The sequence below is a fragment of the Streptomyces sp. NPDC052107 genome (assembly GCF_040680215.1).
Lineage (GTDB): Bacteria > Actinomycetota > Actinomycetes > Streptomycetales > Streptomycetaceae > Streptomyces.
The window spans coordinates 188,100-214,036 of record NZ_JBFAWG010000005.1; the positions used below are offsets into that span (position 1 = coordinate 188,100).

Annotated in this window: 24 protein-coding genes; 13 read left to right on the forward strand and 11 right to left on the reverse strand. The window is 71.7% G+C overall.

The genetic code is table 11. From position 1 onward, the window contains the following. Positions 1–14: 14 nt before the first annotated feature. Positions 15–806 (reverse strand): VOC family protein, encoded by a 792-nt coding sequence (locus AB0M27_RS07710; RefSeq protein ID WP_365719018.1) that lies wholly within the window; start codon positions 804–806, stop codon positions 15–17. A 271-nt stretch (positions 807–1,077) separates the two neighbouring features. On the opposite strand from AB0M27_RS07710, the gene AB0M27_RS07715 reads away from it, so the two are divergent. After that, positions 1,078–1,323, forward strand: coding sequence for a WhiB family transcriptional regulator (locus AB0M27_RS07715; RefSeq protein WP_351806980.1), 246 nt, complete (start codon positions 1,078–1,080; stop codon positions 1,321–1,323). Between the two features lie 59 nt (positions 1,324–1,382). Here the strand turns inward: AB0M27_RS07715 and AB0M27_RS07720 are convergent, their stop codons facing one another. The 3 genes from AB0M27_RS07720 to AB0M27_RS07730 form a co-directional block, all read right to left on the reverse strand. Next, positions 1,383–2,357 carry an acyl-ACP desaturase gene (locus AB0M27_RS07720; protein WP_365719020.1) on the reverse strand — a complete coding sequence of 325 codons (975 nt, stop codon included), beginning with the start codon at positions 2,355–2,357 and terminating at the stop codon, positions 1,383–1,385. A 261-nt stretch (positions 2,358–2,618) separates the two neighbouring features. Then, positions 2,619–3,395 (reverse strand): dimethylargininase, encoded by a 777-nt coding sequence (gene ddaH / locus AB0M27_RS07725; RefSeq protein ID WP_365719022.1) that lies wholly within the window; start codon positions 3,393–3,395, stop codon positions 2,619–2,621. Positions 3,396–3,532: 137 nt separating this feature from the next. Beyond that, a complete protein-coding gene (locus tag AB0M27_RS07730; protein WP_365719024.1) occupies positions 3,533–5,158 on the reverse strand; it encodes an ABC-F family ATP-binding cassette domain-containing protein in 1,626 nt (541 codons plus the stop codon). 352 nt (positions 5,159–5,510) lie between these two features. On the opposite strand from AB0M27_RS07730, the gene AB0M27_RS07735 reads away from it, so the two are divergent. Then, positions 5,511–6,230 carry an isocitrate lyase/phosphoenolpyruvate mutase family protein gene (locus AB0M27_RS07735; protein WP_365719026.1) on the forward strand — a complete coding sequence of 240 codons (720 nt, stop codon included), beginning with the start codon at positions 5,511–5,513 and terminating at the stop codon, positions 6,228–6,230. Positions 6,231–6,365: 135 nt separating this feature from the next. Here the strand turns inward: AB0M27_RS07735 and AB0M27_RS07740 are convergent, their stop codons facing one another. Further along, entirely contained in the window at positions 6,366–6,782 is a 417-nt protein-coding gene (locus tag AB0M27_RS07740; protein ID WP_365719028.1) for an SsgA family sporulation/cell division regulator, read from the reverse strand. Positions 6,783–6,993: 211 nt separating this feature from the next. Between AB0M27_RS07740 and AB0M27_RS07745 the strand changes: the two genes are divergently transcribed. Together AB0M27_RS07745 and AB0M27_RS07750 are read left to right on the forward strand one after the other, a co-directional pair. Continuing rightward, positions 6,994–8,097 (forward strand): oxidoreductase, encoded by a 1,104-nt coding sequence (locus tag AB0M27_RS07745; protein WP_365719030.1) that lies wholly within the window; start codon positions 6,994–6,996, stop codon positions 8,095–8,097. 59 nt (positions 8,098–8,156) lie between these two features. Continuing rightward, a complete protein-coding gene (locus tag AB0M27_RS07750; protein WP_365719032.1) occupies positions 8,157–8,495 on the forward strand; it encodes a plasmid stabilization protein in 339 nt (112 codons plus the stop codon). A gap of 7 nt (positions 8,496–8,502) precedes the next feature. Here AB0M27_RS07750 and AB0M27_RS07755 read toward each other — a convergent pair whose 3' ends face one another. Next, positions 8,503–8,799 carry a YciI family protein gene (locus tag AB0M27_RS07755; protein WP_365719034.1) on the reverse strand — a complete coding sequence of 99 codons (297 nt, stop codon included), beginning with the start codon at positions 8,797–8,799 and terminating at the stop codon, positions 8,503–8,505. Between the two features lie 61 nt (positions 8,800–8,860). Between AB0M27_RS07755 and AB0M27_RS07760 the strand changes: the two genes are divergently transcribed. Then, entirely contained in the window at positions 8,861–9,601 is a 741-nt protein-coding gene (locus AB0M27_RS07760; RefSeq protein WP_365719036.1) for an endonuclease V, read from the forward strand. On the opposite strand, the gene AB0M27_RS07765 is transcribed toward AB0M27_RS07760, so the two are convergent. Then, positions 9,565–9,753: a hypothetical protein gene (locus tag AB0M27_RS07765; RefSeq protein WP_365719038.1), complete on the reverse strand. Its 189-nt coding sequence runs from the start codon at positions 9,751–9,753 to the stop codon at positions 9,565–9,567. The genes AB0M27_RS07760 and AB0M27_RS07765 overlap by 37 nt on opposite strands. A gap of 115 nt (positions 9,754–9,868) precedes the next feature. Beyond that, complete coding sequence (locus tag AB0M27_RS07770) at positions 9,869–11,068, reverse strand: saccharopine dehydrogenase NADP-binding domain-containing protein (protein WP_365719040.1); 1,200 nt, start codon at positions 11,066–11,068, stop codon at positions 9,869–9,871. A gap of 419 nt (positions 11,069–11,487) precedes the next feature. Between AB0M27_RS07770 and AB0M27_RS07775 the strand changes: the two genes are divergently transcribed. Genes AB0M27_RS07775 through AB0M27_RS07785 form a run of 3 tightly spaced genes read left to right on the forward strand, consistent with a single transcriptional unit; the run spans position 11,488 to position 16,131 of the window. After that, complete coding sequence (locus tag AB0M27_RS07775; protein ID WP_365719042.1) at positions 11,488–12,648, forward strand: CaiB/BaiF CoA-transferase family protein; 1,161 nt, start codon at positions 11,488–11,490, stop codon at positions 12,646–12,648. A 43-nt stretch (positions 12,649–12,691) separates the two neighbouring features. Then, positions 12,692–13,906, forward strand: a complete 1,215-nt coding sequence (locus AB0M27_RS07780; protein WP_365719044.1) for an acetyl-CoA C-acetyltransferase — start codon at positions 12,692–12,694, stop codon at positions 13,904–13,906. 41 nt (positions 13,907–13,947) lie between these two features. Continuing rightward, entirely contained in the window at positions 13,948–16,131 is a 2,184-nt protein-coding gene (locus tag AB0M27_RS07785; RefSeq protein ID WP_365719046.1) for a 3-hydroxyacyl-CoA dehydrogenase NAD-binding domain-containing protein, read from the forward strand. On the opposite strand, the gene AB0M27_RS07790 is transcribed toward AB0M27_RS07785, so the two are convergent. Next, the gene (locus tag AB0M27_RS07790) at positions 16,117–16,824 is read right to left on the reverse strand and encodes a MerR family transcriptional regulator (protein ID WP_365719048.1); all 708 of its coding nucleotides are present in this window, start codon (positions 16,822–16,824) and stop codon (positions 16,117–16,119) included. The genes AB0M27_RS07785 and AB0M27_RS07790 overlap by 15 nt on opposite strands. Positions 16,825–17,058: 234 nt before the next feature. Between AB0M27_RS07790 and AB0M27_RS07795 the strand changes: the two genes are divergently transcribed. From AB0M27_RS07795 to AB0M27_RS07805, 3 genes are read left to right on the forward strand one after another with little or no spacing between them, the layout of a single operon-like run. Beyond that, entirely contained in the window at positions 17,059–18,543 is a 1,485-nt protein-coding gene (locus AB0M27_RS07795) for an amino acid permease (protein ID WP_365719050.1), read from the forward strand. Between the two features lie 42 nt (positions 18,544–18,585). Further along, the gene (locus tag AB0M27_RS07800) at positions 18,586–19,074 is read left to right on the forward strand and encodes a macro domain-containing protein (protein WP_365719052.1); all 489 of its coding nucleotides are present in this window, start codon (positions 18,586–18,588) and stop codon (positions 19,072–19,074) included. Continuing rightward, on the forward strand, positions 19,071–19,988 hold the full coding sequence (locus AB0M27_RS07805; RefSeq protein WP_365719055.1) for an adenosine kinase: 918 nt from the start codon (positions 19,071–19,073) through the stop codon (positions 19,986–19,988). Before AB0M27_RS07800 ends, AB0M27_RS07805 begins: the two co-directional genes overlap by 4 nt. Positions 19,989–20,036: 48 nt before the next feature. Here AB0M27_RS07805 and AB0M27_RS07810 read toward each other — a convergent pair whose 3' ends face one another. After that, positions 20,037–21,539, reverse strand: coding sequence for a M1 family metallopeptidase (locus tag AB0M27_RS07810; protein WP_365719057.1), 1,503 nt, complete (start codon positions 21,537–21,539; stop codon positions 20,037–20,039). A 199-nt stretch (positions 21,540–21,738) separates the two neighbouring features. Between AB0M27_RS07810 and AB0M27_RS07815 the strand changes: the two genes are divergently transcribed. Beyond that, positions 21,739–23,718, forward strand: coding sequence for a Xaa-Pro dipeptidyl-peptidase (locus tag AB0M27_RS07815; protein ID WP_365719059.1), 1,980 nt, complete (start codon positions 21,739–21,741; stop codon positions 23,716–23,718). A 134-nt stretch (positions 23,719–23,852) separates the two neighbouring features. Here the strand turns inward: AB0M27_RS07815 and AB0M27_RS07820 are convergent, their stop codons facing one another. Beyond that, positions 23,853–24,791, reverse strand: a complete 939-nt coding sequence (locus tag AB0M27_RS07820) for an FAD-dependent oxidoreductase (RefSeq protein WP_365719061.1) — start codon at positions 24,789–24,791, stop codon at positions 23,853–23,855. Positions 24,792–24,868: 77 nt separating this feature from the next. Here AB0M27_RS07820 and AB0M27_RS07825 point away from each other — a divergent pair, with 77 nt between their 5' ends. Next, on the forward strand, positions 24,869–25,900 hold the full coding sequence (locus tag AB0M27_RS07825) for an oxidoreductase (RefSeq protein ID WP_365719063.1): 1,032 nt from the start codon (positions 24,869–24,871) through the stop codon (positions 25,898–25,900). The last annotated feature ends 37 nt before the right edge of the window (positions 25,901–25,937 follow it).

Genomic DNA, 25,937 nt, shown 5'->3' on the forward strand with positions numbered 1-25,937 from the left:
TCGGCCGACCGGATTCAGCCCTGTGGTGCCTCGCTCTTGATCACCGCGAAGCGGGCGCCGTAGGGGTCGGTGAGTCTGGCCATGCGGCCGACGCCCTCCATGGTCGTCGCCGGCACACGCACCGTTCCGCCGAGCTGCTGCACCTTGTCGACCACCGCGTCGGTGTCCTCGACCTCGAAGTACGGCAGCCAGTACGGGCTGCCCTGGGCTTCGGCCGGGTCGTCGGCCAGCGGCACGATGCCGCCGAACATCGCGTCCTCGCCGCCGTCGGCCGGATTGACGCACGTGTACGTCCCGCCCGGGAAGGGTACGGCGGAGGTCTCGAGACCCAGCGTCTGGTTGTAGAAGGCGGCGGCCGCCGCGATGTCCGAGGTGTACAGCTCGACCCAGCACAGTGAGCCCGGTTCGCTCGCGATGTCGACGCCCTTGGTCCGGCCCGGCTGCCAGATCCCGAACGGCACGCCCGCCTGGTCGGCGAGGACCGCCATGTGTCCCTCGCCCATGACGTCCATCGGCTGGAACAGCACACTGCCGTGGGCCTGTTCGGCGGCCTTGGCGGTGGCCTGTGCGTCCGCGCTCTGGAAGTACACCGTCCAGGCCGGCGGGCCCTGCTCGGGGCCGGACTGCATGCCGCCCGCGACGGTCCTGCCGCCGAGCTGGAAGAAGCCGTAGCCTCCGGCGTCCGGTCCCGCCGACTGGAACTGCCAGCCGAAGAGGCCGCCGTAGAAGGAGGCGGCGCCGTCGATGTCGGGGGTGCTGATGTCGAGCCAGTTCGGGGCGCCGTTGACGAAACGGGTGGTGAGCATCTTCGCCCTCCTCGAAAGGGGTCCCGTCCTCTGCACTGCCGAGTCTGGCACCCCCCACTGACAATCGCCGCCGTAGCGCCGCGACGCGCCGGACGGATCCCGTTCTCACGGCGGGCGGCCGGGCGCGTCCTCCGGGTTTTCGCCGCGCCCCGCGCGCCGCCGTGCGCCGGTGCGGTCCCGGGGAGCATCATCGGGAGCGGCCGGAGGCCCTGTCGGCGGCGTTGACCCGGCGTTGATCGAACGTTTTTCGCCGCGCGGCACGATCCTGGGCATGCACTTCGAGACGATCACCCCGGCCGACGACGCCTGGCAGGCGCAGGCCCTGTGCGCGCAGACCGGGCCGGACTTCTTCTTCCCCGAGCCCGGCAGCTCGGTGCGCGAGGCGAAGCGCATCTGCGCCATGTGCGAGCTGCGCCCGGCCTGCCTGGACTACGCGCTGGCCAACGACGAGCGCTTCGGCGTCTGGGGCGGGCTGTCCGAGAAGGAGCGCCTCGCCCTGCGCCGCACGTCCCACTGACGTCGTCCGCCGGCGCCCGACCGTCGCCCGTCCTCCTGGAAGGACCGGCCCGGCGTGCGTCAGGCCCCGGCCCGCGCCGCCATCCGGGCCTTGCGCGCGGCCAGCTTCTCGTCGAACTTGAGGGCCTCCGCGTCCAGGCCCCCCATGAACAGGCCGAGTTCCTCCTGCGCCTTGCGTCCCTCGGGGCCGAGGCCGTCGATCTCCATGACCTTCAGGAAGCGCAGGACGGGCTGCAGCACGTCGTCGTGGTGGATGCGCAGGTTGTAGACCTCGCCGATGGCCATCTGCGCGGCGGCCCGCTCGAAGCCGGGGATGCCGTGGCCGGGCATGCGGAAGTTCACCACGACGTCCCGGACCGCCTGCATGGTCGGATCCGGGGCCAGCTCGAAGGCGGCCTTCAGCAGGTTGCGGTAGAAGACCATGTGCATGTTCTCGTCGGTCGCGATGCGCGCCAGCATGCGGTCGCAGACCGGATCGCCGGACTGGTGGCCGGTGTTGCGGTGCGAGATCCGGGTGGCCAGCTCCTGGAAGGCGACGTAGGCGACCGAGTGCAGCATCGAGTGCCGGTTGTCGGACTCGAAGCCCTCGCTCATATGGGACATGCGGAAACGTTCCAGCTTGTCCGGGTCCACCGCGCGCGAGGCGAGGAGGTAGTCACGCATCACGATGCCGTGCCGGCCCTCCTCGGCCGTCCAGCGGTGCACCCAGGTGCCCCAGGCGCCGTCACGGCCGAAGAGCGAGGCGATCTCGTGGTGGTAGCTCGGCAGGTTGTCCTCGGTGAGCAGGTTGACCACGAGGGCGATGCGCCCGATCTCGGTCACCTTGGACTGGTCCTTGTCCCAGGCCTCCCCGTCCTCGAACAGGCCGGGGAAGTTGCGGCCGTCGCTCCAGGGCACGTACTCGTGCGGCATCCAGTCCTTGGCCACCTTCAGATGCCGGTTCAGTTCCGTCTCGACCACTTCCTCCAGCGCGAACAGCAGCCGCGCGTCGGTCCATGCGGACGGGCTGCCGAGGTGAGGGGAAGTGATCGTCACGGGAACTCCAGGGGGACGCCGAACAACGGGGGAGAAAGAGGGGACAGTCCGGCGAGCGGTGCCGGAAACCTACGTGATCGTAGGCTACGAATCCGTAGGTTACGAAGCCGTAGGTTAAGGCCGTTGTAAAGATTGCTGATCAGTACGGCCGGACGGGTGGCTTCGGCTGCGTGTCCCCGTGCCTTCGCCGGCCTCTCCCGGACATGGCGCCGGCCCCGGGATCTGCGGAACCCGGAGCCGGCGCGGTGTCGGGACCGCCCGTCAGGCGTACAGCTCCCGCAGCCGCACCGAGAGGCACGTCACACAACCCTCGAGCTTCTCGAACTCGCTGATGTCCACCGTGACCACCTCGTGACCGAGGTCGGTCAGCAGTTCGGCGGTCTTCGGTGCGCTCGCCGCCATCAGCAGCTTGTGGCCGCCGAGCAGCACCACGTGCGAGCCGGACTCCTCCGGCACCGACAGGAAGCCGGGGAACAGCGACGGCCGGTCGACCTTCGGTATGTGCCCGATCACCGTGCCGTCGGGCAGCGCGGTCACCGCGGACTTCAGGTGCAGCACCTTGCTCACGGGAACGGCCACCACGCGCGCGCCCAGCGGCTCGAACGCGGCCCGCACCTGCTGCACACCGGCCGCGTTGGTGCGCCCGCCGCGGCCGACGTACACCGTGTCGCCGACCTTCAGGACGTCACCGCCGTCCAGCGTGCCCGGCTCCCAGATCCAGTTGACCGAGCAGCCGAGGCGGGCCACCGCCTCCTCCACGCCGACGGTCTCGGCGCGCCGGGACTCCGCGCCGGGCCGGGTGATCAACGCCACGTTCTTGTACATGACGACGGTGTCCTCGACGAACACCGAGTCGGGGCAGTCGTCCTCCGGGTCGACCTCGATCGTCTCCCAGCCGTGCGTGCGCAGGGCCTCGACGTAGGCCTCCCACTGCTCGACGGCGAGCCCGACATCGACCTTCTCCCGCTCGATGTGCGTCACCAGGCCTTCGGCGAGGCGGGGGCTTGGGCGGCGGACGAGGGCCTTCTTGCTGGGCACGAGGGGCCTTTCGAATCGATGGTGCGGTTTTCCGGTGCGGGTGCCGGTGACACGGCACCGGTCCGCCATCATGCAATCCGCCCCGGCCACGACAAAACCCTCGTCGTCAGGCTGTGGCCCTCCTGAGACGTCGGGTCCTAGGCCGAGGCCCCGATGTCGTCCGGCGAGATCTCCTTCAGCACCCCCTCCTCCATCAGCAGCCAGCGGGTGATACCGATCGACTCGAGGAACGGCAGGTCGTGGCTCGCCACGAGCAGCGCGCCCTCGTACGAGTCCAGGGCCGAGGTCAGCTGCCGCACACTCGCCATGTCGAGGTTGTTGGTCGGCTCGTCGAGCAGCAGCAGCTGGGGTGCCGGCTCGGCGAGCATCAGTGCGGCCAGGGCCGCCCGGAACCGCTCGCCGCCCGACAGGGTGCCCGCCTTCTGGTCGGCCCGCGTGCCCCGGAACAGGAAGCGGGCCAGCCGCGCCCGGATCCGGTTGTTGGTGGCGTCAGGCGCGAACCGGGCCACGTTCTCGGCGACCGTCAGCGTGTCGTCCAGCACGTCCAGCCGCTGGGGCAGGAAGCGCAGCGGGACATGCGCCCGCGCCTCGCCGGTCACCGGTGCCAGCTCCCCGGCGACGGTCCGCAGCAGCGTCGTCTTGCCGGCGCCGTTGCGGCCGACCAGCGCGATCCGCTCCGGGCCCCGCAGATCCAGAATGCCCTCCACGCGCGCGTGGTAGGCCATTTCCAGGTTCTGCAGGGTGAGCACCTGCCGGCCGGGCGGTACGGCCGTGTACGGCAGGTCGACGCGGATCTCGTCGTCGTCCCGTACCGCCTCCACCGCCTCGTCCAGGCGCTCCCTGGCCTCGGCGAGCCGCTCCTCGTGCATGATGCGGTGCTTGCCCGCCGACTCCTGGGCGGCGCGTTTGCGGGCGCCCATGACGATCTTCGGCTCGCGCTTGGAGTCCCACATCTTCTGCCCGTACCGCTTGCGGCGGGCCAGCTTGACCTGGGCGTCGGCCAGTTCGCGCTTCTGCTTGCGCACATCGGCCTCCGCGACGCGCACCATCCGCTCGGCCGCCTCCTGCTCGACGGCCAGAGCCTCCTCGTACGCCGAGAAGTTGCCGCCGTACCAGGTGACCTCCCCGGAGCGCAGTTCCGCGATCTGGTCGACCAGGTCGAGCAGTTCCCGGTCGTGACTCACCACGACCAGGACGCCCGGCCACGCGGAGACGGCCTGGTACAGCCGTCGGCGCGCGTACAGGTCGAGGTTGTTGGTGGGCTCGTCCAGCAGCAGCACGTCCGGGCGGCGCAGCAGCAGCGCGGCCAGCCGCAGCAGCACCGACTCGCCACCGGAGACCTCGCCGACCGTGCGGTCCAGGCCGATGTGGCCGAGGCCGAGCTCGCCGAGCGTGATGAGGGCGCGTTCCTCGACGTCCCAGTCGTCGCCGAGCGTCTCGAAGTGCTCCTGGGCGACGTCGCCCTCCTCGATGGCGTGCAGCGCGGCCCGCCGTTCGGCGACGCCGAGGGCCTCGTCGACGCGGAGCGCGGTGTCGAGGGTGACGTTCTGCGGGAGGTGGCCGACCTCGCCGGACACTTTGACGGTGCCGTCGGCCGGGGTGAGTTCGCCTGCCAGCAGCTTCAACAAGGTTGTCTTCCCCGAGCCGTTGGTGCCGACGAGGCCGGTCCGGCCGGGCCCGAAGGAGATGTCGAGGCCGTCGAAGACGGCGGTGCCGTCGGCCCAGGTGAAGGTCAGGGACGTACAGGTGAGGGAAGATGACATGAGGGCCTCGCGAGGGGTTTCGTGCGGTCGGTGGGCGCATGTCGAGACACCGCGAGGCGGGAACCGGAAGGTCGTGGGGCACCAAGAGGCCACGAAAAAGGGCCTGTGCCCGAGGACGGCTCGGACGCCGAGGTCGTACGCCGCGCACACCTCAACCGGTGCGACGCGATGCCTCAGGACCTCAGACGAGCAACGTCCTTCTCCAATCGACGGCAACAGGACCGATGTACACCGTAGGAGGGGGTCTGACGGCTGTCAACGCAATTGATGGCGGCCCCGTCCGCGCAGCGGCTGACGACCGAGGTGTGCCCCACCCACATGCCGGATTCCTGCCAACTCACGGCCCGCCGTCGTGGCGGAGGCCGGCGCCGCGGCGGTCGCGACCACCAGTGCCGGGCTGGCCTGGTCGCTCGGCGCCGCCGACGGCGCCCGGCTCGACGGCGACCACGCCATCGAGGCCGTGGCCCGCATCGCGGCCGCCATACGCGTCCCGGTCAGCGCGGACACCGAGGCCGGCCACGCGATGGACCCGGCCGGGGTCGCCGACACCGTACGGGTGGTGCTCGCCGCCGGCGCGGTCGGCATCAACATCGAGGACGCCTCGCACGAGGAGGGCGGCGAGCCAGCGCGGCCCGTCGCCGGGCAGGCGAGCGAAGCGAAATGGGGTCCCCCGGACGAAGTCCGGGGGAGGATCGCCGCCGCCCGCGCGGCCGCAGAGGAGGCGGGCGTGCCGCTGTTCGTCAACGCGCGCACCGACACGTTCCTGCGCGGCGCCGGGGGGGTGGGGGCCACCCTGGAGCGGGCCGCGGCCTTTCGCGCCGCGGGCGCCGACGGGATCTTCGTCCCCGGGGCCGTCGACCCGGGGACGGTGAAGGAGCTGGTCGCGGGCATCGACGGCCGGGTCAACGTGATGGTCTTCCCCGGCGCGCCCTCCGTCGCCGAGCCGGCCGCCCTCGGCGTCGCCCGGATCAGCGCGGGCTGCGGACTCGCCCGGGCCGCCCACGCCCTGGTCCGCCGCGCCGCGCCGGAGCTGCTGGAGGCGGGGACGTACGGGGCGCTGGCCGACGGCTAGGACTACGGGGAGCTGAACACCCTGCTCTCGCGCCCGGCGGGCTGAACGCTCCGGCCACGCACGCGGGCTTCACGCGCGCGAAGCGGCACTCTCGGCTTCACGCGTGCGTGGCGCTCGGCCTCACGCGCGGAGCGCTCAGCAGGCGTCCCGCATCAGTTCGGCCAGGTCGTGGTCCAGGTCGAGCTGGAGGTGTTCGAGGCCGACGGGGACGAGCTCGCTGGTCGACTCCAGGAAGCGCCGGATCTCGCCGGAGCGCACGTGCACGATCGCGGTGCCCTCGGGGGCGTGGAACTCCAGCACGGTGCGGTCGTAGCCGTACGGCCGCACCCGGACGTCCCCGCGCCCCTCCGGGCCCTGCAGCCCGGCCGTGAGCAGCTCGCGGGAGAAGGTCCAGCACACCTCGACCCCTTCCAGGGTGGCTGGCGCCGGGAAGGTCATGACGACGGCGAACGGATCACGTCGGTCGTAGCGCAGCGTCGCGGGAATGCTCGGCATGCGCGGTGCGGCGGCGACGAGACGGGCCTCTACGGGCTGCTCGATGACGGTGGACAACGCCTTGCTCCCTCGTGACGGCTGGACTACGCCCGGGTGCGCGGGCACCCGGCAACGGAAGAGACGACGGATCCGGCCGATCCGTGCACAGGAAGCACGAGTGACCTCGGTCACCGCGTTCATGCACGGCGCGGGCCCGCTCGTTTCCGCCTGCGACGGACGGCAGTTGGCCTCTGGACGGCGTCGGCCCGGTGGGCTAGCTTCGCCCGCCATGAGGCGCTTGGGGAGCACGCGACGCAGAGGACGCAGGAGCAGGCTGGTGGCGGCGGGAGTGGCGTGCGGGGCGGCGCTGGCCGCGCTGACCGCGCCCGCCGCCGAGGCGGGTCCCCTCGGGCAGGGCAGTCCGCACTGGGCGCCGAAGGACCCGGGCACCCCCCAGGTCCGCTTCCGGGGCCTCGCCGCCGTCGACCGGCACACCGCCTGGCTGGCCGGTACCGGCGGTACGGTGCTGCGCACCACCGACGGCGGAGCGAGCTGGCGGAACGTCTCTCCGCCGGGCGCGGCCGATCTGCAGTTCCGGGACGTCGAGGCGTTCGACGCGCGGCGCGCCGTGGTGCTGGCCATCGGCGAGGGCGAGGCCTCCCGCGTGTTCCGCACCGACGACGGCGGGGCGACCTGGACGGAGTCCTTCCGCAACACCGACCCGAAGGCGTTCTACGACTGCCTGGCCTTCTTCGACCGCCGGCACGGCCTCGCGATGAGCGACCCCGTGGACGGAAGGTTCCGCATCCTGTCCACGAGCGACGGCGGCCGCTCCTGGCGGGTGCTGCCCTCGGCGGGCATGCCGCCCGCCCTGGACGGTGAGGCGGGCTTCGCCGCGAGCGGCCAGTGCCTGGTCACCTCGGGTCCGAAGGACGTCTGGCTGGCCACCGGCGGCGGCGCGCACGCGCGCGTGCTGCACTCAGCCGACCGCGGACTGGCCTGGACGGCCGCCGACACGCCGGTCCCGGCCGGTGATCCCGCCAAGGGTGTCTTCGCGCTCGCTTTCCGCGACCGCGACCACGGCCTCGCCGTCGGCGGCGACTACCGACCCGACCAGGCCTCGCCGCAGGCCGCCGCGGTCACCGGCGACGGCGGCCGCACCTGGGCGCCGGCCGCCACGCCCCCGCCCGCCTACCGCTCCGGGGCCGCCTGGCTGCCGCACAGCCGCACCGCCGCGCTCGCCGTCGGCCCCACCGGCACCGACCTCACCACCGACGCCGGCCGCAGCTGGCGCACGATCGACAACGGCTCGTACGACACCGTGGACTGCACGCCCGACTTCAGCTGCTGGGCGGCTGGTGAGCAGGGGAGGGTCGCGCGGCTGGAACGCTGAGGTGAGCCGCCGGAACCGGGTACTCGGGTCGCACGGGACCCGCGACGAAGGGAGCCATCATGCCCGCCGGTTCCAGCTCCAAGCGCGAGCGTCAGTACGAGCACATCAAGAAGAGCGCGCAGGACCGGGGCGAGAGCACCGGGCGCGCCAAGGAGATCGCCGCGCGGACCGTGAACAAGGAACGTGCCCGTTCCGGCGAGTCCGAGACCGCGAGCCGCAGCTCGAAGCAGGACATGTCGTCCAGCAGGCGCGGCGGTCAGCGGTCGGGCAACCGGGTAGGTTCCCAGGGCCCGACCCGCGACCAGCTGTACAACGAGGCGAAGCAGCGCGGCATCGAGGGCCGTTCGCACATGAACAAGGACCAGCTGCAGCGCGCGCTGAACGCCAAGAAGGGATGAGCGGCGGTCAGTCCGGTGTCTGCCGGTGGCGGGCCAGCTCCGGAGCCGTCTTCGTGGCGGTGAACTCCGCGATGCGGTAGGTGCACACGCCGCCGACGGCGAACGGGTCGCCCGCCACGATCTCCTCGATCCGGGCGCGGTCCTCGGCGACGGCGAGGATCACCCCGCCGTCCCGGGCGGTCTTGCGCCCGGAAGCCAGGAAGAAGCCCTTGTCGTACTGCTCTTCCAGCCACGCCACATGGTCCGGCAGCAGCGCGTCGACGGCGTCGAGAGGCGCGGTGTAGGTCAGCTCCAGCACGAACATGATCGCGAGCGTACCTCCTGGCTCCGAAAACGGCCTCTGGGACCGTACAGTTCACGTCATCATGACGACCGTTGGCGTACCCGCGGGCTGGCCCGCGACGGAGGAAGAGGCCCGCGCGGTGCAGGACGAGCTGCGCGGGCGGGTGGTGCTCGACGAGCGTGGACCCGAGCCGGGCACGGGCCGGGTGACCGGGGTCGACGTCGCCTACGACGACGAGCTCGACCTGGTCGCCGCGGCCGCCGTCGTGCTGGACGCCGACACCCTGGACGTGGTGGCCGAGGCGACGGCCGTCGGCCGGGTGTCCTTCCCGTATGTGCCCGGCCTCCTCGCCTTCCGCGAGATCCCCACCGTCCGGGCCGCCCTGGACCGGCTTCCGTGCCCGCCCGGTCTGGTCGTGTGCGACGGCTACGGCCTGGCCCATCCGCGTCGCTTCGGTCTCGCGAGCCACCTCGGAGTGCTCACCGGCCTGCCGGTCATCGGCGTCGCCAAGAACCCGTTCACGTTCACGTACGACGATCCGGACCCGGCGCGGGGCGCTTGCGCTCCGCTGCTCGCGGGGGACGAGGAGGTCGGGCGGGCGCTGCGCACCCGGGACGGCGTCAAACCGGTCTTCGTCTCCGTCGGCCACCGGGTGAGCCTGGACAACGCCGTGGCCCACACGCTGGCCCTGACCCCGCGCTACCGGCTGCCGGAGACCACACGCCGGGCGGACGCCCTGTGCCGCCGGGCCCTTCGGGAGGCGGCACGGAGCGCCGGAGGAGGCGCTCAGGAGGCGACCACCCGCCAGGCGCCGACCTCCTGATACGCCGAGTCGTAGACGGCCGAGCCGTCTCCGGGTTCGAGGCCGTAATGGTGGAGGTTCCCGCCCCAGTAGCGCAGGATGCGCCCCAGCTCAGCGGCGCGGTCCCGCGCCGACGCACCCTCGTCCACGGTCACTTCGAGCACGAACTTCATGCCTCACCCGCCTCCTTCGGTTCAGCGGCCTGGGCCTCCATCGTTTCATTGAAGAACCGTGTGAGACTTTCGCGGCGAAGTCCGCAGGCAGTCGGGGGCATCGACTGTGAAAGTCTCAAACGGGAGAGGAGGCAGCCGGGCCTGTGGCCGCGACCCGGAAGGTGATCCCCGCAGCGCGCAGCCGCCCGGTCAGGGCGTCACCCATCGCCTGAACCGTGGTGAGCTGCCCGGCCGTCGGCGGGAGGTCGTCGAAGGACAGGCTGAGGGCCGCCTCGGCGAACATCTTCGCCGTCTCGTCGTAACCGGGGTCGCCGCCCGAGACCTCCGTGAACACGCGCCGCCCGCCGCCCTCGCCGACGAAGCGCACCGCGAACCGGCTCCGCGCCCGCCTCTCCGCGCTCGGCCCGTCCCCCGGCTGCAGCCGGCCCGACAACCAGCGCCGCGCGGGCGGCACTTGGGCGGCGGCCAGCACCGCGCCGACGGCCGCGACCCCGCCGAGGGCGACCGGCAGGCGGCGCACCGCCGCGTAGTGCCGGTAGCGGAAGTCGGGGCCGTACCGGTCGAGCGCCTTCGCCGAGCGGCGCACGATCTGCGGGTCGACGGTCGGCAGCGGCAGCGCCCACGCGCCGACCTCCTTGGCGAACCGGGGCACGCCCGTCGGCGCCGCGACCCGGCGCCCCATCAGCCGCGGCTCGTGCCGGCCCCGCTCACGCGCCGCGGCCAGGAGCTGCCGGCCACGGGCGAACTGGTTCAGCGCCGACGCCAGGGTGCCGCCGGAGAAGGCCGCGTCGGCGGTCACGTATCCGTCCACGGTCAGCGGTACGCCCTCCGGCAGCTGCCCGACCGTGAAGTACACGCCCAGGTCATGGGGTACGGAGTCGAAGCCGCACGCGTGCACCAGGCGTGCGCCGGTCTCCCGCGCGCGTGCGTCGTGCCGGACGTACGTCAGGTCCACGAACTCCGGCTCGCCGGTCAGGTCCAGGTAGTCGGTCCCGGTGTCCGCGCAGGCGGCGACCAGTTCCTCGCCGTAGAGCACGTACGGCCCGACGGTCGTGGCGACCACGCGCGCGTGCTCGGCGAGGGCGCGCAGGGTCGCGGGTTCGGTCACGTCGGCCCGCAGGACGCCGACGTCCGCCCCGCCGGGCAGGCGCTCGCGCAGCCGCTCCAGCCTGCGTTCGTCGCGGCCGGCCACCGCCCAGCGCAGGTCCTCGGGCGCGTGCGCGGCGAGATACTCCGCGGTGAGGGTGCCGACGAAGCCGGTGGCTCCGAAGAGCACGAGGTCGTAGGGACGGTCTGTCCTATTTAGCCTGCTCATGACACCCCTTGGTCCCGCAGCCCGCGCCGCTGTCGGTGGCTGAGGCTAGCGTGAGGAGTGCGAGTGTCGACGACCAGCCCGGAGGCAGTGGTGGCCGCAGCCAGGAGTGCCCTGACGAAGCGGGAGAAAGTACCCGGGTTCGCCCTCGGTTTCCGAGAGCGGGCCGCTGTGCGAGCGGGGCGAGGAGAGCAACCGGTCGATCGCCCCGGAACGCCCCATGGCCGAACTCGGCACACGGGTCTCCTGGCGCACACGGGCTGCGCCACGGCGCAGCCGCCTCTCACTCTCCCGGGTGATCCGCGCTGATCCGGGCACTTGGCTAAGCGCTTGCTCGTTAGGTCTTGTGTCCGGTGGAACACGTTCTTAGCATCACCGGTGTTACATCAGTTGTGTCACACACACGCTTGGGGGCTGGACGCATGACGACGGCAGGGACGCCGGCGACGCCGGGCGGCGGGCCGCTCTCCGGCGTGCGCGTGGTCGAACTGGCCGGCATCGGGCCCGGCCCGTTCGCCGCCATGCTCCTCGCGGACCTGGGCGCGGACGTGGTCCGGGTGGACCGGCCGGGCGGCCCCGGCCTCGGCGTCGACCCCGCTTACGACGTCACCAACCGCAACAAGCGCTCGATCGTGGTCGACCTGAAGGCAGCGGACGGCCCCGCGCGCGTGCTGGACCTCGCCGAGCGGGCCGACATCCTCATCGAGGGCTACCGCCCGGGCGTCGCCGAGCGCCTCGGCGTCGGTCCCGAGGAGTGCCACGCCCGCAACCCCCGCCTGGTCTACGGCCGCATGACCGGCTGGGGGCAGGACGGCCCGCTCGCCGACCGCGCGGGCCACGACGTGGCCTACATCGCGCTGACCGGCACCCTCGGCATGACCGGCCGCCCGGACGAGCCCCCGGTCTTTCCCGCCAACCTGCTCGGCGACTACGCGGGCGGCTCCCTCTACCTGGTCGTCGGCGTCCTCGCCGCCCTGCACCACGCGCGCGTGACCGGCACCGGACAGGTCGTCGACGCCGCCATCGTGGACGGGACGGCCCACCTCTCGGCGATGATCCACGGCATGCTCGCGGCCGGCGGCTGGCAGGACCGGCGCGCCGCCAACCTCCTCGACGGCGGCTGCCCGTACTACGGCACCTACGAGACCGCCGACGGCAAGTACATGGCGGTCGGCGCCCTGGAACGGCAGTTCTACATGGAGTTCCTGCGACTGCTCGGCCTGGAGGACCTGGCACCGGCCCACAAGGACTGGAGCCGCTGGGACGAGCTGCGCGAGCGCGTCGCCGCCCGCTTCAAGTCCCGCACCCGGGACGAGTGGACGGCACTCTTCGAGGGAACCGACGCCTGTGTGGCGCCCGTGCTGTCCCTGCGCGAGGCCCCGCACCACCCGCACCTGGCCGCCCGCGGCACCTTCACCGACCACGCCGGCATCACCCAGCCGGCCCCCGCCCCCCGCTTCTCCGCCACACCGACGTCCGTCCGTACCGGCCCCGCCCTGCCGGGCGCCGACACGGAGGCGGTGGCACGGGACTGGGGGATACCCGCACCCGTCGACGGCGACCCGGTCACCGACGCCGACTGACCCGGCCCACCCCGCTCGGCCCACCCTCCCGAAAGGCACACCAGTGAGCACCGAAGCGTACGTGTACGACGCGATCCGCACCCCGCGCGGCCGCGGCAAGGCGAACGGCGCCCTGCACGGCACGAAGCCCATCGACCTGGTCGTCGGCCTCATCCACGAGATCCGCGACCGCTTCCCCGGCCTCGACCCGGCCGCCGTCGACGACATCGTGCTCGGTGTCGTCGGACCGGTCGGCGACCAGGGCTCCGACATCGCCCGGATCGCCGCGATCGCCGCCGGACTGCCCGACACGGTCGCCGGCGTGCAGGAGAACCGCTTCTGTGCCTCGGGTCTGGAGGCCGTCAACCTGGCCGCCGCCAAGGTCCGGTCCGGCTGGGAGGACCTGGTCCTCGCGGGCGGCGTCGAGTCCATGTCCCGGGTGCCGATGGCCTCCGACGGGGGCGCCTGGTTCAACGACCCGATGACCAACCTCGCGGTCAACTTCGTGCCGCAGGGCATCGGCGCCGACCTGATCGCCACGATCGAGGGCTTCTCCCGCCGCGACGTCGACGAGTACGCGGCCCTGTCCCAGGAGCGCGCCGCCACGGCCTGGAAGGAGGGCCGCTTCGACCGCTCGGTCGTCCCCGTGAAGGACCGCAGCGGCCTGGTCGTCCTCGACCACGACGAGCATCTGCGCCCCGGCACCACCGCCGACTCGCTCGCCAAGCTCAAGCCGTCCTTCGCGGACATCGGCGAGCTGGGCGGCTTCGACGCCGTCGCGCTGCAGAAGTACCACTGGGTGGAGAAGATCGACCACGTCCACCACGCGGGCAACTCCTCCGGCATCGTGGACGGCGCCTCGCTCGTCGCGATCGGCTCCAAGGAGGTCGGCGAGCGCTACGGCCTCACCCCGCGCGCGCGGATCGTCTCCGCCGCCGTCTCCGGCTCCGAACCGACCATCATGCTCACCGGGCCCGCCCCCGCCACCCGCAAGGCCCTGGCGAAGGCCGGCCTCACCATCGACGACATCGACCTGGTCGAGATCAACGAGGCGTTCGCCGCGGTCGTGCTGCGCTTCGTCAAGGACATGGGCCTGTCCCTGGACAAGGTCAACGTCAACGGCGGCGCCATCGCCCTCGGCCACCCGCTCGGCGCGACCGGCGCGATGATCCTCGGCTCGCTCATCGACGAGCTGGAGCGCCAGGACAAGCGCCACGGCCTCGCCACCCTGTGCGTCGGCGGCGGCATGGGCATCGCCACCATCGTCGAGCGCATCTGAACTCCCCGCGGATTCACCAGACTTCAACGGAGACGACTGTCATGACCGAGAGCACCACCATCCGCTGGGAGCAGGACGACACCGGTGTCGTCACCCTCGTCCTGGACGACCCCGACCAGTCCGCGAACACCATGAACCAGGCGTTCCGCGACTCCCTCGCCGCGATCACCGACCGCCTGGAGGCCGAGCAGGACTCCGTCCGCGGCATCATCTTCACCTCCGCCAAGAAGACCTTCTTCGCGGGCGGCGACCTGCGCGACCTGATCCGGGTCACCCCGGAGACCGCCCAGGACCTCTTCGACGGCGGCCTCGCCATCAAGCGCGACCTGCGCCGCATCGAGACCCTCGGCAAGCCCGTCGTCGCCGCCATCAACGGCGCCGCCCTGGGCGGCGGCTTCGAACTGGCCCTCGCCTGCCATCACCGGGTCGCCCTCGACACGTCCGGCACCAAGATCGGCTGCCCCGAGGTCACCCTCGGCCTGCTCCCCGGCGGAGGCGGCGTCGTCCGCACCGTACGGCTGCTGGGCATCGCCGACGCCCTGCTGAAGGTGCTCCTCCAGGGCCAGCAGTACAACGCACGCCGCGCCCAGGAGAACGGTCTCGTCCACGAGGTCGCCGCCACACCCGAGGAACTGCTCGCCAAGGCCCGCGCCTTCATCGACGCCAACCCCGAGTCGCGGCAGCCCTGGGACAAGCCCGGCTACAAGATCCCCGGCGGCACGCCCGCCAACCCGAAGTTCGCCGCGAACCTGCCCGCCTTCCCGGCCACCCTGCGCAAGCAGACGAACGGCGCCCCCTACCCGGCTCCCCGCAACATCCTCGCCGCGGCCGTCGAGGGCTCCCAGGTCGACTTCGAGACCGCCCAGGTCATCGAGGCCCGCTACTTCGTGGAGCTGGCCGCCGGGCAGACCTCGAAGAACATGATCCAGGCGTTCTTCTTCGACCTCCAGGCCGTCAACTCCGGCGCCAACCGCCCCAAGGGCATCGAGTCCCGTCAGGTCCGCAAGGTCGCCGTCCTCGGCGCCGGCATGATGGGCGCCGGCATCGCCTACTCCTGTGCCCGCGCCGGCATCGACGTCGTCCTGAAGGACGTCTCCCTGGAGGCGGCGACCAAGGGCAAGGGCTACTCCGAGAAGCTGTGCGCCAAGGCCGTCGCCAAGGGCCGTACCAGCCAGGAGAAGGCGGACGCGCTGCTCGCCCGGATCACGCCCACCGCCGAGGCCGCCGATCTCGCGGGCTGCGACGCGGTCATCGAGGCCGTCTTCGAGGACACCGCGCTCAAGCACAAGGTGTTCCAGGAGATCGAGTCCGTCGTCGCGTCCGACGCCCTGCTGTGCTCCAACACCTCCACCCTGCCCATCACCACCCTCGCCGAGGGCGTGGAGCGCCAGGCCGACTTCATCGGGCTGCACTTCTTCTCACCCGTCGACAAGATGCCGCTGGTGGAGATCATCAAGGGCGAGCGCACCGGTGACGAGGCCCTGGCCCGGGCCTTCGACCTGGTCCGGCAGATCAGCAAGACGCCGATCGTCGTCAACGACTCGCGCGGCTTCTTCACCTCCCGCGTGATCGGCCACTTCATCAACGAGGGCGTCGCCATGGTCGGCGAGGGCATCGAGCCCGCCTCCGTGGAGCAGGCCGCCGCCCAGGCCGGCTACCCGGCCAAGGTCCTCTCCCTCATGGACGAGCTGACCCTCACCCTCCCGCGCAAGATCCGCAATGAGACGAAGCGGGCCGTGGAGGAGGCGGGCGGCACCTGGACCGCGCACCCGGCGGAAGCCGTCATCGACCGCATGGTCGACGAGTTCGGCCGCCCCGGCCGCAGCGGCGGCGCCGGGTTCTACGACTACACCGAGGACGGCAAGCGGGCCGGACTCTGGCCGGGCCTGCGCGAGCACTTCACCAAGCCCGGGCACCAGATCCCGTTCCGGGACATGCAGGAGCGGATGCTCTTCTCCGAGGCGCTCGACACCGTACGCCTCCTGGAGGAGGGTGTCCTGACCTCGGTCGCCGACGCCAACATCGGCTCGATCTTCGGCATCGGCTTCCCCGGCTGGACCGGCGGTGTGCTCCAGTACATCAACGGCTACGAAGGCGGCCTGCCCGGATTCGTGGCCCGCGCGCGGGAACTCGCCGAGGCCTACGGCGAGCGCTTCACCCCGCCCGCGCTGCTCGTGGAGAAGGCCGAGAAGGGGGAGCCGTTCAGCGACTCAGTCCGTTCCTGATCCGGTGACCCACTCGCTCAGCTCTTCCCGCAGCGAGCGCTGGAACGTCGTCAGCAGCGCCTGCACCACCAGAGGGTGCATGTGCGCCGACAGGGACTTCACGTCCCGGGCGTCACGCTCCGCCACCTCGCCGCGGAGGAGCTGGGAGAGCTCGTGAGCCGCGGCGCGCGAGTGCTCGATGAGCACCTTGCGCGCCGCGAGGATCACCTCGTGCGACAGCGGTACGTCGAGCAGCTGCACCCCGAGCCGGAGCAGCCCCGAGTCGACGCGGAAAGTGCCGTCCTCCGCCGCCGTGACCACGTTCATCGCCGCAAGGCGCTCCACGTCCTCGTCGGCGAGCGGTCGGCCGGCCCGGCGCTCCAGCTCCTCCCGCGACACCGTGTCGACCGCGTCCGGCGCCCAGGACGCGACCACCGCACGGTGGATGGCCAGGTCGTGCGGGGAGAGGTCCGCGGGCAGCTGCCTGAGGTAGCGCTCGATCGCCGACAGGGTCATGCCCTGCTGCTGCAGCTCCTCGATCAGGGCCAGCCGCGCCAGGTGGTCCGGTCCGTAGTGCCCCACCCGGCGCGGGCCGATCACCGGGGGCGGCAGCAGGCCCTTGCTCCCGTAGAACCGGACGGTGCGCACCGTGACGCCGGCCCGGGCGGCCAGCTCGTCGATGGTGAGGGGCGTGTCCCCGGCATCGGTCGTCATGTGCAGCAGTATCGCTGTCTCACCAATGGTGTGAAACCTCTGGTGAACGTCATGTGAACCCCGAGTTGATCGTGTGAGAAGTAACGCTGTGTGACATGAGCCATCGCGTAGGGGCGGATCTTTCTGGGAAGCTGCTGGCTTGGTCTGTGCCTCGACCCAACGGGGTGGTGCGGACCAAGCCCTGCACGTCCCCCGGGCCCACGAGGTCCGGGCGCACCAGGAAGTGAACCACCCGTGAGCAAGGACGCCGTGGAATCGGCACAGGCCCCCGCCCGCACCCAGGCGGCGCAGGCGGCCCGGACGCCCGCGGACGCGGGCGACGCCGGTTACAGCAAGGACCTCAAGGCCCGCCACGTCAACATGATCGCCATCGGTGGCGCCATCGGCACCGGACTCCTCCTGGGCGCCGGCGGCCGCCTGCACAACGCGGGCCCGGCGCTCGCGCTGGCCTACCTGGTCTGCGGCGTCTTCGCCTTCTTCGTCGTCCGGGCCCTCGGCGAACTGGTCCTGTACCGCCCGTCCTCCGGGTCCTTCGTGTCCTACGCGCGCGAGTTCCTCGGCGAGAAGGGCGCCTATGTCGCCGGCTGGATGTACTTCCTGAACTGGTCGACCACCGGCATCGCCGACATCACCGCGATCGCGCTCTACACGCACTACTGGAGCATGTTCACCACCATTCCCCAGTGGGTGCTCGCCCTGATCGCCCTCGCGGTGGTCCTGGCCGTGAACCTGATCTCGGTGAAGATCTTCGGCGAGCTGGAGTTCTGGTTCTCGATCATCAAGGTCGCCACCATCGTCGGCTTCATGCTGATCAGCATTTTCCTGCTCGCCACCCAGCACAAGGTCGGCGGCCACACCCCCGGCCTGAGCGTCGTCACCGACCACGGCGGACTCTTCCCGCACGGCGCGATGCCGGTCGTCCTGGTCATGCAGGGCGTGATCTTCGCCTACGCCGCCCTGGAACTGGTCGGTATCGCCGCCGGCGAGACCGCCGAGCCGGAGAAGGTCGTCCCGCGCGCGGTGAACTCGATCATGTGGCGTGTGGGCCTGTTCTACGTCGGCTCGGTCGTGCTGCTCGCCCTGCTGCTGCCCGGCTCGGTGTACTCCGCCGACGAGAGCCCGTTCGTCACGGTCCTGTCGAAGATCGGCGTCCCGGCGGCCGGTGACGTGATGAACCTGGTCGTGCTGACCGCCGCCATGTCCTCGCTGAACTCCGGCCTGTACTCCACCGGCCGCATCCTGCGCTCCATGGCCATGGCGGGCTCCGCCCCGAAGTTCACCGCCCGCATGAACCGCAGCCAGGTCCCCTACGGCGGCATCCTGCTGACCTGCGCGGTCTGTGTGCTCGGCGTCGGCCTGAACTACCTGATGCCCAGCCAGGCCTTCGAGATCGTGCTGAACATCGCCTCCCTCGGCATCATCAGCACCTGGGTGATCATCATGATCTGCCACATGATCTTCGTGCGCCGCGCCCGCGCCGGCCTTGTGACCCGGCCGCACTTCCAGCTGAAGTTCAGCCCGGTCACCGAGATCGCCACGATCGCGTTCCTGCTGATCTGCCTCGGCATGATGTGGAACGACCCCGAGGTCGGCCGGAAGACGATCCTGCTGATTCCAGTGATCGCCGTCATGCTGGTCGCCGGCTGGTTCGGCGTGCGCCGCCGGGTGTCGAAGAACACCGACAAGGAGCTGACGGAGCTGTCGCGCTCCACGAATTAGCAGCTCAGCGCCACTGTCAGTGGCATCGTCTACGGTGGCGTCATGTCGGAGATCACGTATGTCCGGGGTGACGCCACCGTGCCGTCGGTCAAGGGCGTCAAGGTGATCGCCCACGTCTGCAACGACATCGGCGGCTGGGGGAAGGGCTTCGTCCTCGCCGTCTCGCGGCGCTGGCCGGAACCGGAGGCGGCATACCGCACCTGGCACCGCGCCCGCGCCCGTAACGACTTCGGCCTGGGCGCGGTCCAGATGGTCCGGGTCGAGCCGTATGTGTGGGTGGCCAACATGATCGGCCAGCGCGGTATCCGGAGGGGCAGCAAGGGCGTGCCCGTCCGCTACGAGGCGATCGACACCGCACTCGACCGGCTCGCCGGCGAAGTGATCGAACTGGGCGCGTCCGTGCACATGCCCCGCATAGGCTGCCGCCTGGCGGGCGGCACCTGGTCCCGCATAGAGCCGCTCATCACCGAGCGGCTGGTGAAGCGCGACATCACGGTCACCGTGTACGACCACGGAGAGGGCGGCGGATGAGCTCACACACCCCTGCGACGGACGTCCTGGTGCTGGGCGGAGCCGGCGTGGACACGATCATCCACGTCCCCGAACTGCCCCTCCCGTACGCCGACAGCTACATGATCGACTCCGGGATCCGCACCCGGGCCGGGCAGACCGGCGACTTCGTCGCGCTGGGCCTCGCCGCACTCGGCCTGCGCACCCACCACCTCGACCTGCTCGGCGACGACCCCGAGGGCGACCTCGTACGCGCCCTGCACCGCGAGCACGGCATCGGACTGACCGCACTCCCGCAGCCCGCCGGCACCAAACGGGCCGTCAATCTCGTCGGCCCGGACGGCCGCCGCCTGTCCCTGTACGACACCAGCCGAGCCCGCCCCGGCGACCGCTTCCCGCCGGAGAGGCTGCGCATGCTGGCCGGGGCGAGCCGGCATGCGCACGTGACCATCACCCAGCCCTGCGCCGAGGCTCTGCCGGTCCTGGCCGCGACGGGCGTGCCGCTGTCCACGGATCTGCACGACTGGGACGGGGACAACCCCTACCACGAGCCCTTCGCCCACGCGGCGGACGTCGTCTTCCTGTCGGCCACCGCCCTGACCGACCCCGAGCGCACCATGCGGCGCATCACCGAGCGGGGCAGGGCCGAGGTGGTCGTCGCCACCGCCGGGGCCGAGGGCGCGTATCTACTGGCCGACGGCGAGCTGACCCGCGTGCCCGCGGCGTTGCCGCCCGCGCCGGTGGTGGACTCCAACGGCGCGGGCGACGCCTTCGCCGCCGCGTTCCTCTACGGCCGACTCGCCGGCGAGCCGCCCGGGACCTGCGCCCGCTACGGCGCGGTCGCGGGCGCGTACGCCTGCACCGTCCCGGCCTCCCGAGCGGAGTCGATAGACCGGGACGAGCTCCTCAAACGGGCGGCGGAACGGAGACCCTGAACCGGCTGGACGGCGGGACCGAGGCGGCCCCGGCCCGGGCCGGGTGGGTCAGCGCCCGCGTGCGGCGTGGATGTCGTTCGTCGCCTCGATCTTCTTCCACGACTTCGGCTGGGCCACCGCCGTGTCCGCCTTGGCGAGGGACGCGGCGCGTGCCGCGGGCGCGGCCGGCTTCGACGGCTGGAACAGCCAGGTGTCGAACAGCGCCGCGAGGGGCTTGCCGGACACCTGCTCGGCGTACTTCTGGAAGTCGGCCACCGAGGCGTTGCCGTACGCGTGCTCCTTGGGCCAGCCCTTCAGGATGCGGAAGAACGCGTCGTCACCGATCTCGTTGCGCAGTGCCTGGATGGCGAGCGCTCCACGGTCGTAGACGGCGATGTCGAACTGGTCGTCCGGGCCCGGGTCGCCGGGCTTGACCGTCCAGAACGCGTCGTCGGCCGGATGGGAGGCGTACACGTAGTCGGCGAGTTCCTGCGTGGTGCCCTCGCCCTCGTGCTCCGACCACAGCCACTGCGCGTACCGGGCGAAGCCCTCGTTGATCCAGATGTCCTTCCAGCCCTTCAGCGACACGTCGTCGCCGTACCACTGGTGGGCCAGCTCGTGCACGACCACCGAGGTGTTGGAGCCGTTCGCGAACTGCTTCGGGCTGTAGTAGACGCGGGTCTGGGTCTCCAGCGCGTACCCGGTGGTGGTGTTCGGCACGTATCCGCCGGCCGTGCTGAACGGGTAGGGCCCGAAGTAGCCGCTCAGCCAGTCGACGACCTCCCCGGTGCGCTCCACGCTCGCCCGCGCGGCCCCGTCGTTGTCGCCGAGATCCTTGCTGTAGGCGTTGATGACCGGCACGCCGCCGTCGGAGGTGCTGGTCGTGATGTCGAACTCGCCGAGGGCGAGCGTGGTCAGATAGGTCGCCTGCGGCTTGTTCTGCCGCCAGTTGTAGCGGGTCCAGCCCAGCTTCGAACTGGTCGACTGCAGCGTGCCGTTGGAGAGGGCCTGCGTGCCGTCGGGCACGGCCACCGACACGTCGTAGGTGGCCTTGTCGCTCGGGTGGTCGTTGCTCGGGTACCACCACCAGGCGGCCTCGGGTTCGTCGGCCGCGACCGCGCCGTCGGGCGTGCGGTGCCAGGTGGTGAAGCCGTAGGCGCTCTTCGTCGACGGCACCCCGCTGTAGCGGACCACCACCGTGATCGGCGTGCCCTTGGCCAGCGGCGTCTTCGGCGTGATCACCAGTTCGTGCTGCCCGGAGGTGGTGAAGGCGGCCTTGGCGCCGTTGACCCGGACCTCGCTCACGTCCAGCAGGAAGTCGAGGTCGAAGCTGGACAGGGCCTGCGTGGTCCTCGCCAGGATCGTCGCCGTGCCCTGCAACTCGTCCGTCGTCGGCTGGTACCGGAGCCTCAGGTCGTAGTGGGAGACGTCGTAGCCGCCGTTGCCGTAATACGGGTAGTAGGGGTCGCCGATGCCCGGCGCGCCGGGGGAGAAGCTTGCGGCCGATGCCGGGATCGCCAGCAGGAGGGAGGCCGCCGCCAGCGCGCCCGGCGCGATGATTCTGCGGTGCACATCAGCTCCAAGTCGTCGGGACTGCATGTCCGTTCGGAAGGTCCTTCGGGGAACGCTGTTCGGAGCCTATTCAGTCCCTGTGGCCCCTGATCTGTCCATGGCCCCCGCTGTCACACGATCGCCATTCGGCCGTCACGTACCCGCGGAGTGCCGTAAAGTCCCCTTCTGTAGCGGGAGTTCACCGGGGTACCGTCCGCGCATGTCGATACGCACCCTCATCCGGACGCGCTTCACGATCTGGAGAGCGCTCGCGACCGCGGTCGTCGTCATCCTGACGGCCGCCTTCCTCACCCCGTCCGCCGCGCAGGCCGGCACCGGCGCGAGCCGGGCCCCGCGCGAGAGCCGGCCCGTCTACTCCTACGCCCACGCCGTCCGCGAGTCCGTCTGGGTGGAGACGGGGCTCGACGAGGACGGCGACGGCAGGACCGACCGTGTCGCCGCCGACATCGTCCGGCCCGCCGAACCCGCCCGGCAGGGCCGCAAAGTGCCCGTCATCATGGACGCCAGCCCCTACTACTCCTGCTGCGGACGCGGCAACGAGAGCCAGGTCAAGACATACGACGCGCAGGGCCACGTCGTGCAGATGCCGTTGTTCTACGACAACTACTTCGTGCCCCGCGGCTACGCCTTCGTCGGCGTCGACCTCGCAGGCACCAACCGCTCCGACGGTTGTGTCGACGTCGGCGGCCGCTCCGACATCCGGTCCGCGAAGGCCGTCGTCGACTGGCTGAACGGCCGCGCCAGGGCGTACGCGAGCCGGACCGGGACGAAGACCGTCACAGCCACCTGGACCAACGGCCGGACCGGCATGATCGGCAAGAGCTGGGACGCCACGATCGCCAACGGCGTCGCCGCCACCGGCGTCAAGGGCCTGAAGACCATCGTCCCGATCAGCGGCATCTCCTCCTGGTACGACTACTACTTCGCGCAGGGCGCCCCGCTGTACGACGGCGGCCCCGACGAACTGGCCGGTTACGTCGAGAGCGACGCGGCGCACGCCCACTGCGCGGCCGTACAGAAGGAACTCGCCGACGGCAGCCCGCGCAGCGGCGACTGGACCCCGCTGTGGACCGAGCGGGACTACGTCAAGGACGCGGCCAGGGTGCGCGCCAGCGTGTTCCTGGTACACGGCATGCAGGACCTCAACGTCCGCACCAAGCACGTCGGCCAGTGGTGGGACGCCCTCGCGAAGCACGGTGTGCAGCGCAAGATCTGGCTCTCCCAGACCGGGCACGTCGACCCCTTCGACTACCGGCGCGGCGCCTGGGTGGACACCCTGCACCGCTGGTTCGACCATGAACTCCTCGGTTACGACAACGGCATCGACCGCGAGCCGATGGCCGACATCGAACGCCACCCCGACCAGTGGGTCACCTCCCGCGTCTGGCCCCCGCAGACCACCCGTACCACCGTCGTGCACCCGGCCCCCGGCACCCGGGCGGGCGTCGGCACGCTCGGCCTGCGCCCGGCCACCGGCACCGAGACCTTCACCGACGACCCGAAACTGAGCGAGACCGACTGGGCGGCGCACCTCACCACGCCGACCCCGGAGAAGGCGGGCTTCCTCACCGGGCCGCTCAGCCATGGCCTGCGCCTGTCCGGCTCGTCCACGGTGACGGTGACCGCGACACCGACCACCACCTCGGCCCACCTGTCCGCCGTGCTGGTCGACCTCGGCCCGGACACCATCCGCGACTACGGCGCCGACGGCGAGGGCATCACCACCCTCACCCACCGCACCTGCTGGGGCGCGAGCACGGCCGGGGACAGCGCCTGCTTCAAGGAGACGGCGGCGAAGACGGCCGAGGTCGACTACACCGTGTTCAGCCGCGGCTGGGCCGACCTCGGCCACTACGCCTCACTCGGCAAGGGCGTCCCGCTCACCCCGGGCAAGGCGTACACGATGACTCTTCGTCTCGCGGCCACCGACCACGTCGTCCCCAAGGGCCACCGGCTGGCCCTGATCATCGCGGGCACGGACAAGGACCTCATCGACCCGCCCGCCACGAAGCCGACCCTCACCGTGTCCCTGTCGGATACGACGGCCGGGCTCCCGCTGGTCGGTGGGGCGCCGGCGTTCGTGAGGGCCACCGGCGGTACGACGGCCAAGGCCCCCGCCCCGGCACGGCTGACCGGCGTCCGCGCACCGCACGCCACCCAGCACATTCCGGCGAACTGACCGACGCCGGGTCACTGCGCGGCCTGGGCCGTCCGGCGCCTGCGGGTTCGTCGTGGCTGGTCGCGCCCACGCGGCGGAGCCGCATATCGATACAGCCCCGCGCCCCTTTCGGGGCGCGCAGCTGCGGGCACCTCTCAGGCGGCCGGGAACGCCAACCCGGCCGCCTCCCGTGCACATCCCCATGCGACGGTGATCCCGGCCCCGCCGTGCCCGTAGTTGTGGACCAGCGTCCGGCCGTCCGGCAGTGGCTGCCGTTCCAGTCGTACCGCGTGCCGGGCCGGGCGCAGCCCGACCCGGTGGTCCAGCACCCGCGCCTGCGCGAGTACCGGGCGGACCGCCGCGCACCGGGCCACGATCGCCGCGGCGGTGGCCGGGTCCGGCCGCAGGGACCAGTCGTCCTCCTCCGCCGTACCGCCGAGCAGCAGACCGCCCGGCTGCGGGATGAAGTACGCGGAGGCGGCGGAGGAGTGGTCGACGGAGGTGAACCAGGTCGTGATCCCCGGATTCTCCACGACCACCAGCTGACCGCGCACCGGACGCACCGCCGGGTCCGGCACCAGGGAACGCGCGCCCAGGCCCGTGCAGTTGACCACGACCGGCGCGGGTACCGCGGCGAGGTCGGTCACCTCGCGCCCCTCGATCACGCCTCCGGCCTCCGCGAGCCGCTCCCGCAGCCACGCCAGATGCACCGGCATGTCGATCACCGGCAGCCGCGCCGCCAGGCCGTCGGCCACCGCCCGCAGTCCCGGCACCCGGCCCGCCCAGGCGCCCAGGTCGTCCAGCCGGGTCCCCTGGTGTACGCCGTCGACCAGGCGTACGCCCGTTTCGTCCGGAAGACCCGCCAACTCCTCGTACACGGCGAGGGACGCGAGCGCCCACGCGCCCACCAGAGGCTCGGGTTCGATGCGGTACGGCCACCACAGGCCGCCCGCGACGGCCGAGGTCGTACGCTCGGCGGGCTCCCGCGCCCACACCCGTACCCGGCGCCCGGACTCCGCCAGGACCACGGCCGTCGTCAGCCCGGCGGCCCCGCTCCCGACCACGATCACTTCGTCGCTCGGCTCCCTGTCCACGCCAGGACGATAGGCCCTGTCCGGACGACTCTGTCATGCCGCGCTCACATCCGTGCCCGTGTGGGGATACTCACAGTATGTCTGCCGCATACGCGACCTTCGACCTGGCCCCGGCGATCCGCGCCGGCGGTGTGCTCGCCGACGGCGGCTACCAGGTCCACCGCGACTTCGTGGACTTCGTCGTGGACGGCCGTCCGCTGCTGTTCCGGCTGTCCGACCTCGACGCCGTCTCCCCGCTCGCCTCGGACGTCCCGCCCGCCATCTTCACCGCGCAGGTGCGTGCACTGCTCCTGGAGGCCGAACCGCCGCTCCCGGACGGCCGGTTCGTCATCTACGGCTGCCCCGAGTGCGCGGACCTGGCCTGCGGGGCCGTCACCGCCGTGATCGAGCACGACGGCGAGGACTACATCTGGCGGGACTTCGCCTGGCAGACGGATGAACACGCCGACCTGGAGCTGAACGGCTACCACGGCATAGGGCCGTTCCGCTTCCGGGGTGCCGAGTACCGCGCCGCACTCGGCGACCTGATGGAGGGCTCCTCCGCGCCCCGCCGGCGGGTGCTGCTGATCGGCGCCCGGGTCGCGGTCCTGGCCAAGCTGGCCGCCGCGCTGCGCTCCATCGGCATCGGCGCCGACATCACCCAGGACGCCCGGGCCGTCCCCGCCGAGGAACTGCGCGGTTACGGCGCGGTCGCCTTCGGCCGCGCGGTCGGCGAGGACGAACGAGCCGCCGTACTGGAGGCCTTCGAGCGCGCGGGGATCGACATCGCCCGGGTAGACGGCCTGGCCCCGATCGTGCCGCTGCTCCTCGCCCAGGTCGAGCACGCCCTCGACCGCAGCCCGCTCTTCCAGCGCCGGCTCGTGGGGCTGGCCGCCGCCGGAAGTACCGCGGACGTCGAGGTGACCTCGGCGTGCCGCGTACGGATCACCGCCTACCGCCTCGACCGGCTCTACCGCACCCACACCCGCGAGGTCTTCGACGGCGTCCTGGACCCCGGCCGGCACCACGTCCCGCTGGACCCGAAGGCGGTCAAGGGGGAGGCGTACGTCGTCGCCCGCACGACGGGGGGCGTGCTCGCGGCGCCGGTCACCGGGGGCAGGCGGGGTTGAGGCGCGGGGGCGGGCCCACCGGAATCCGGGCTGAGAC

What these genes read in the sequence shown, in the direction of transcription:
- AB0M27_RS07805 (WP_365719055.1), top strand. Translation starts at nt 19,071, where the DNA reads ATGAGCTCACACACCCCTGCGACGGACGTCCTGGTGCTGGGCGGAGCC.
- AB0M27_RS07775 (WP_365719042.1), top strand. Translation starts at nt 11,488, where the DNA reads ATGACGACGGCAGGGACGCCGGCGACGCCGGGCGGCGGGCCGCTCTCC.
- AB0M27_RS07765 (WP_365719038.1), bottom strand. Translation starts at nt 9,753, where the DNA reads ATGAAGTTCGTGCTCGAAGTGACCGTGGACGAGGGTGCGTCGGCGCGG.
- AB0M27_RS07715 (WP_351806980.1), top strand. Translation starts at nt 1,078, where the DNA reads ATGCACTTCGAGACGATCACCCCGGCCGACGACGCCTGGCAGGCGCAG.
- AB0M27_RS07800 (WP_365719052.1), top strand. Translation starts at nt 18,586, where the DNA reads ATGTCGGAGATCACGTATGTCCGGGGTGACGCCACCGTGCCGTCGGTC.
- AB0M27_RS07710 (WP_365719018.1), bottom strand. Translation starts at nt 806, where the DNA reads ATGCTCACCACCCGTTTCGTCAACGGCGCCCCGAACTGGCTCGACATC.
- AB0M27_RS07755 (WP_365719034.1), bottom strand. Translation starts at nt 8,799, where the DNA reads ATGTTCGTGCTGGAGCTGACCTACACCGCGCCTCTCGACGCCGTCGAC.
- AB0M27_RS07745 (WP_365719030.1), top strand. Translation starts at nt 6,994, where the DNA reads ATGAGGCGCTTGGGGAGCACGCGACGCAGAGGACGCAGGAGCAGGCTG.
- AB0M27_RS07790 (WP_365719048.1), bottom strand. Translation starts at nt 16,824, where the DNA reads ATGACGACCGATGCCGGGGACACGCCCCTCACCATCGACGAGCTGGCC.
- AB0M27_RS07770 (WP_365719040.1), bottom strand. Translation starts at nt 11,068, where the DNA reads ATGAGCAGGCTAAATAGGACAGACCGTCCCTACGACCTCGTGCTCTTC.
- AB0M27_RS07760 (WP_365719036.1), top strand. Translation starts at nt 8,861, where the DNA reads ATGACGACCGTTGGCGTACCCGCGGGCTGGCCCGCGACGGAGGAAGAG.
- AB0M27_RS07730 (WP_365719024.1), bottom strand. Translation starts at nt 5,158, where the DNA reads ATGTCATCTTCCCTCACCTGTACGTCCCTGACCTTCACCTGGGCCGAC.
- AB0M27_RS07785 (WP_365719046.1), top strand. Translation starts at nt 13,948, where the DNA reads ATGACCGAGAGCACCACCATCCGCTGGGAGCAGGACGACACCGGTGTC.
- AB0M27_RS07825 (WP_365719063.1), top strand. Translation starts at nt 24,869, where the DNA reads ATGTCTGCCGCATACGCGACCTTCGACCTGGCCCCGGCGATCCGCGCC.
- AB0M27_RS07750 (WP_365719032.1), top strand. Translation starts at nt 8,157, where the DNA reads ATGCCCGCCGGTTCCAGCTCCAAGCGCGAGCGTCAGTACGAGCACATC.
- AB0M27_RS07815 (WP_365719059.1), top strand. Translation starts at nt 21,739, where the DNA reads ATGTCGATACGCACCCTCATCCGGACGCGCTTCACGATCTGGAGAGCG.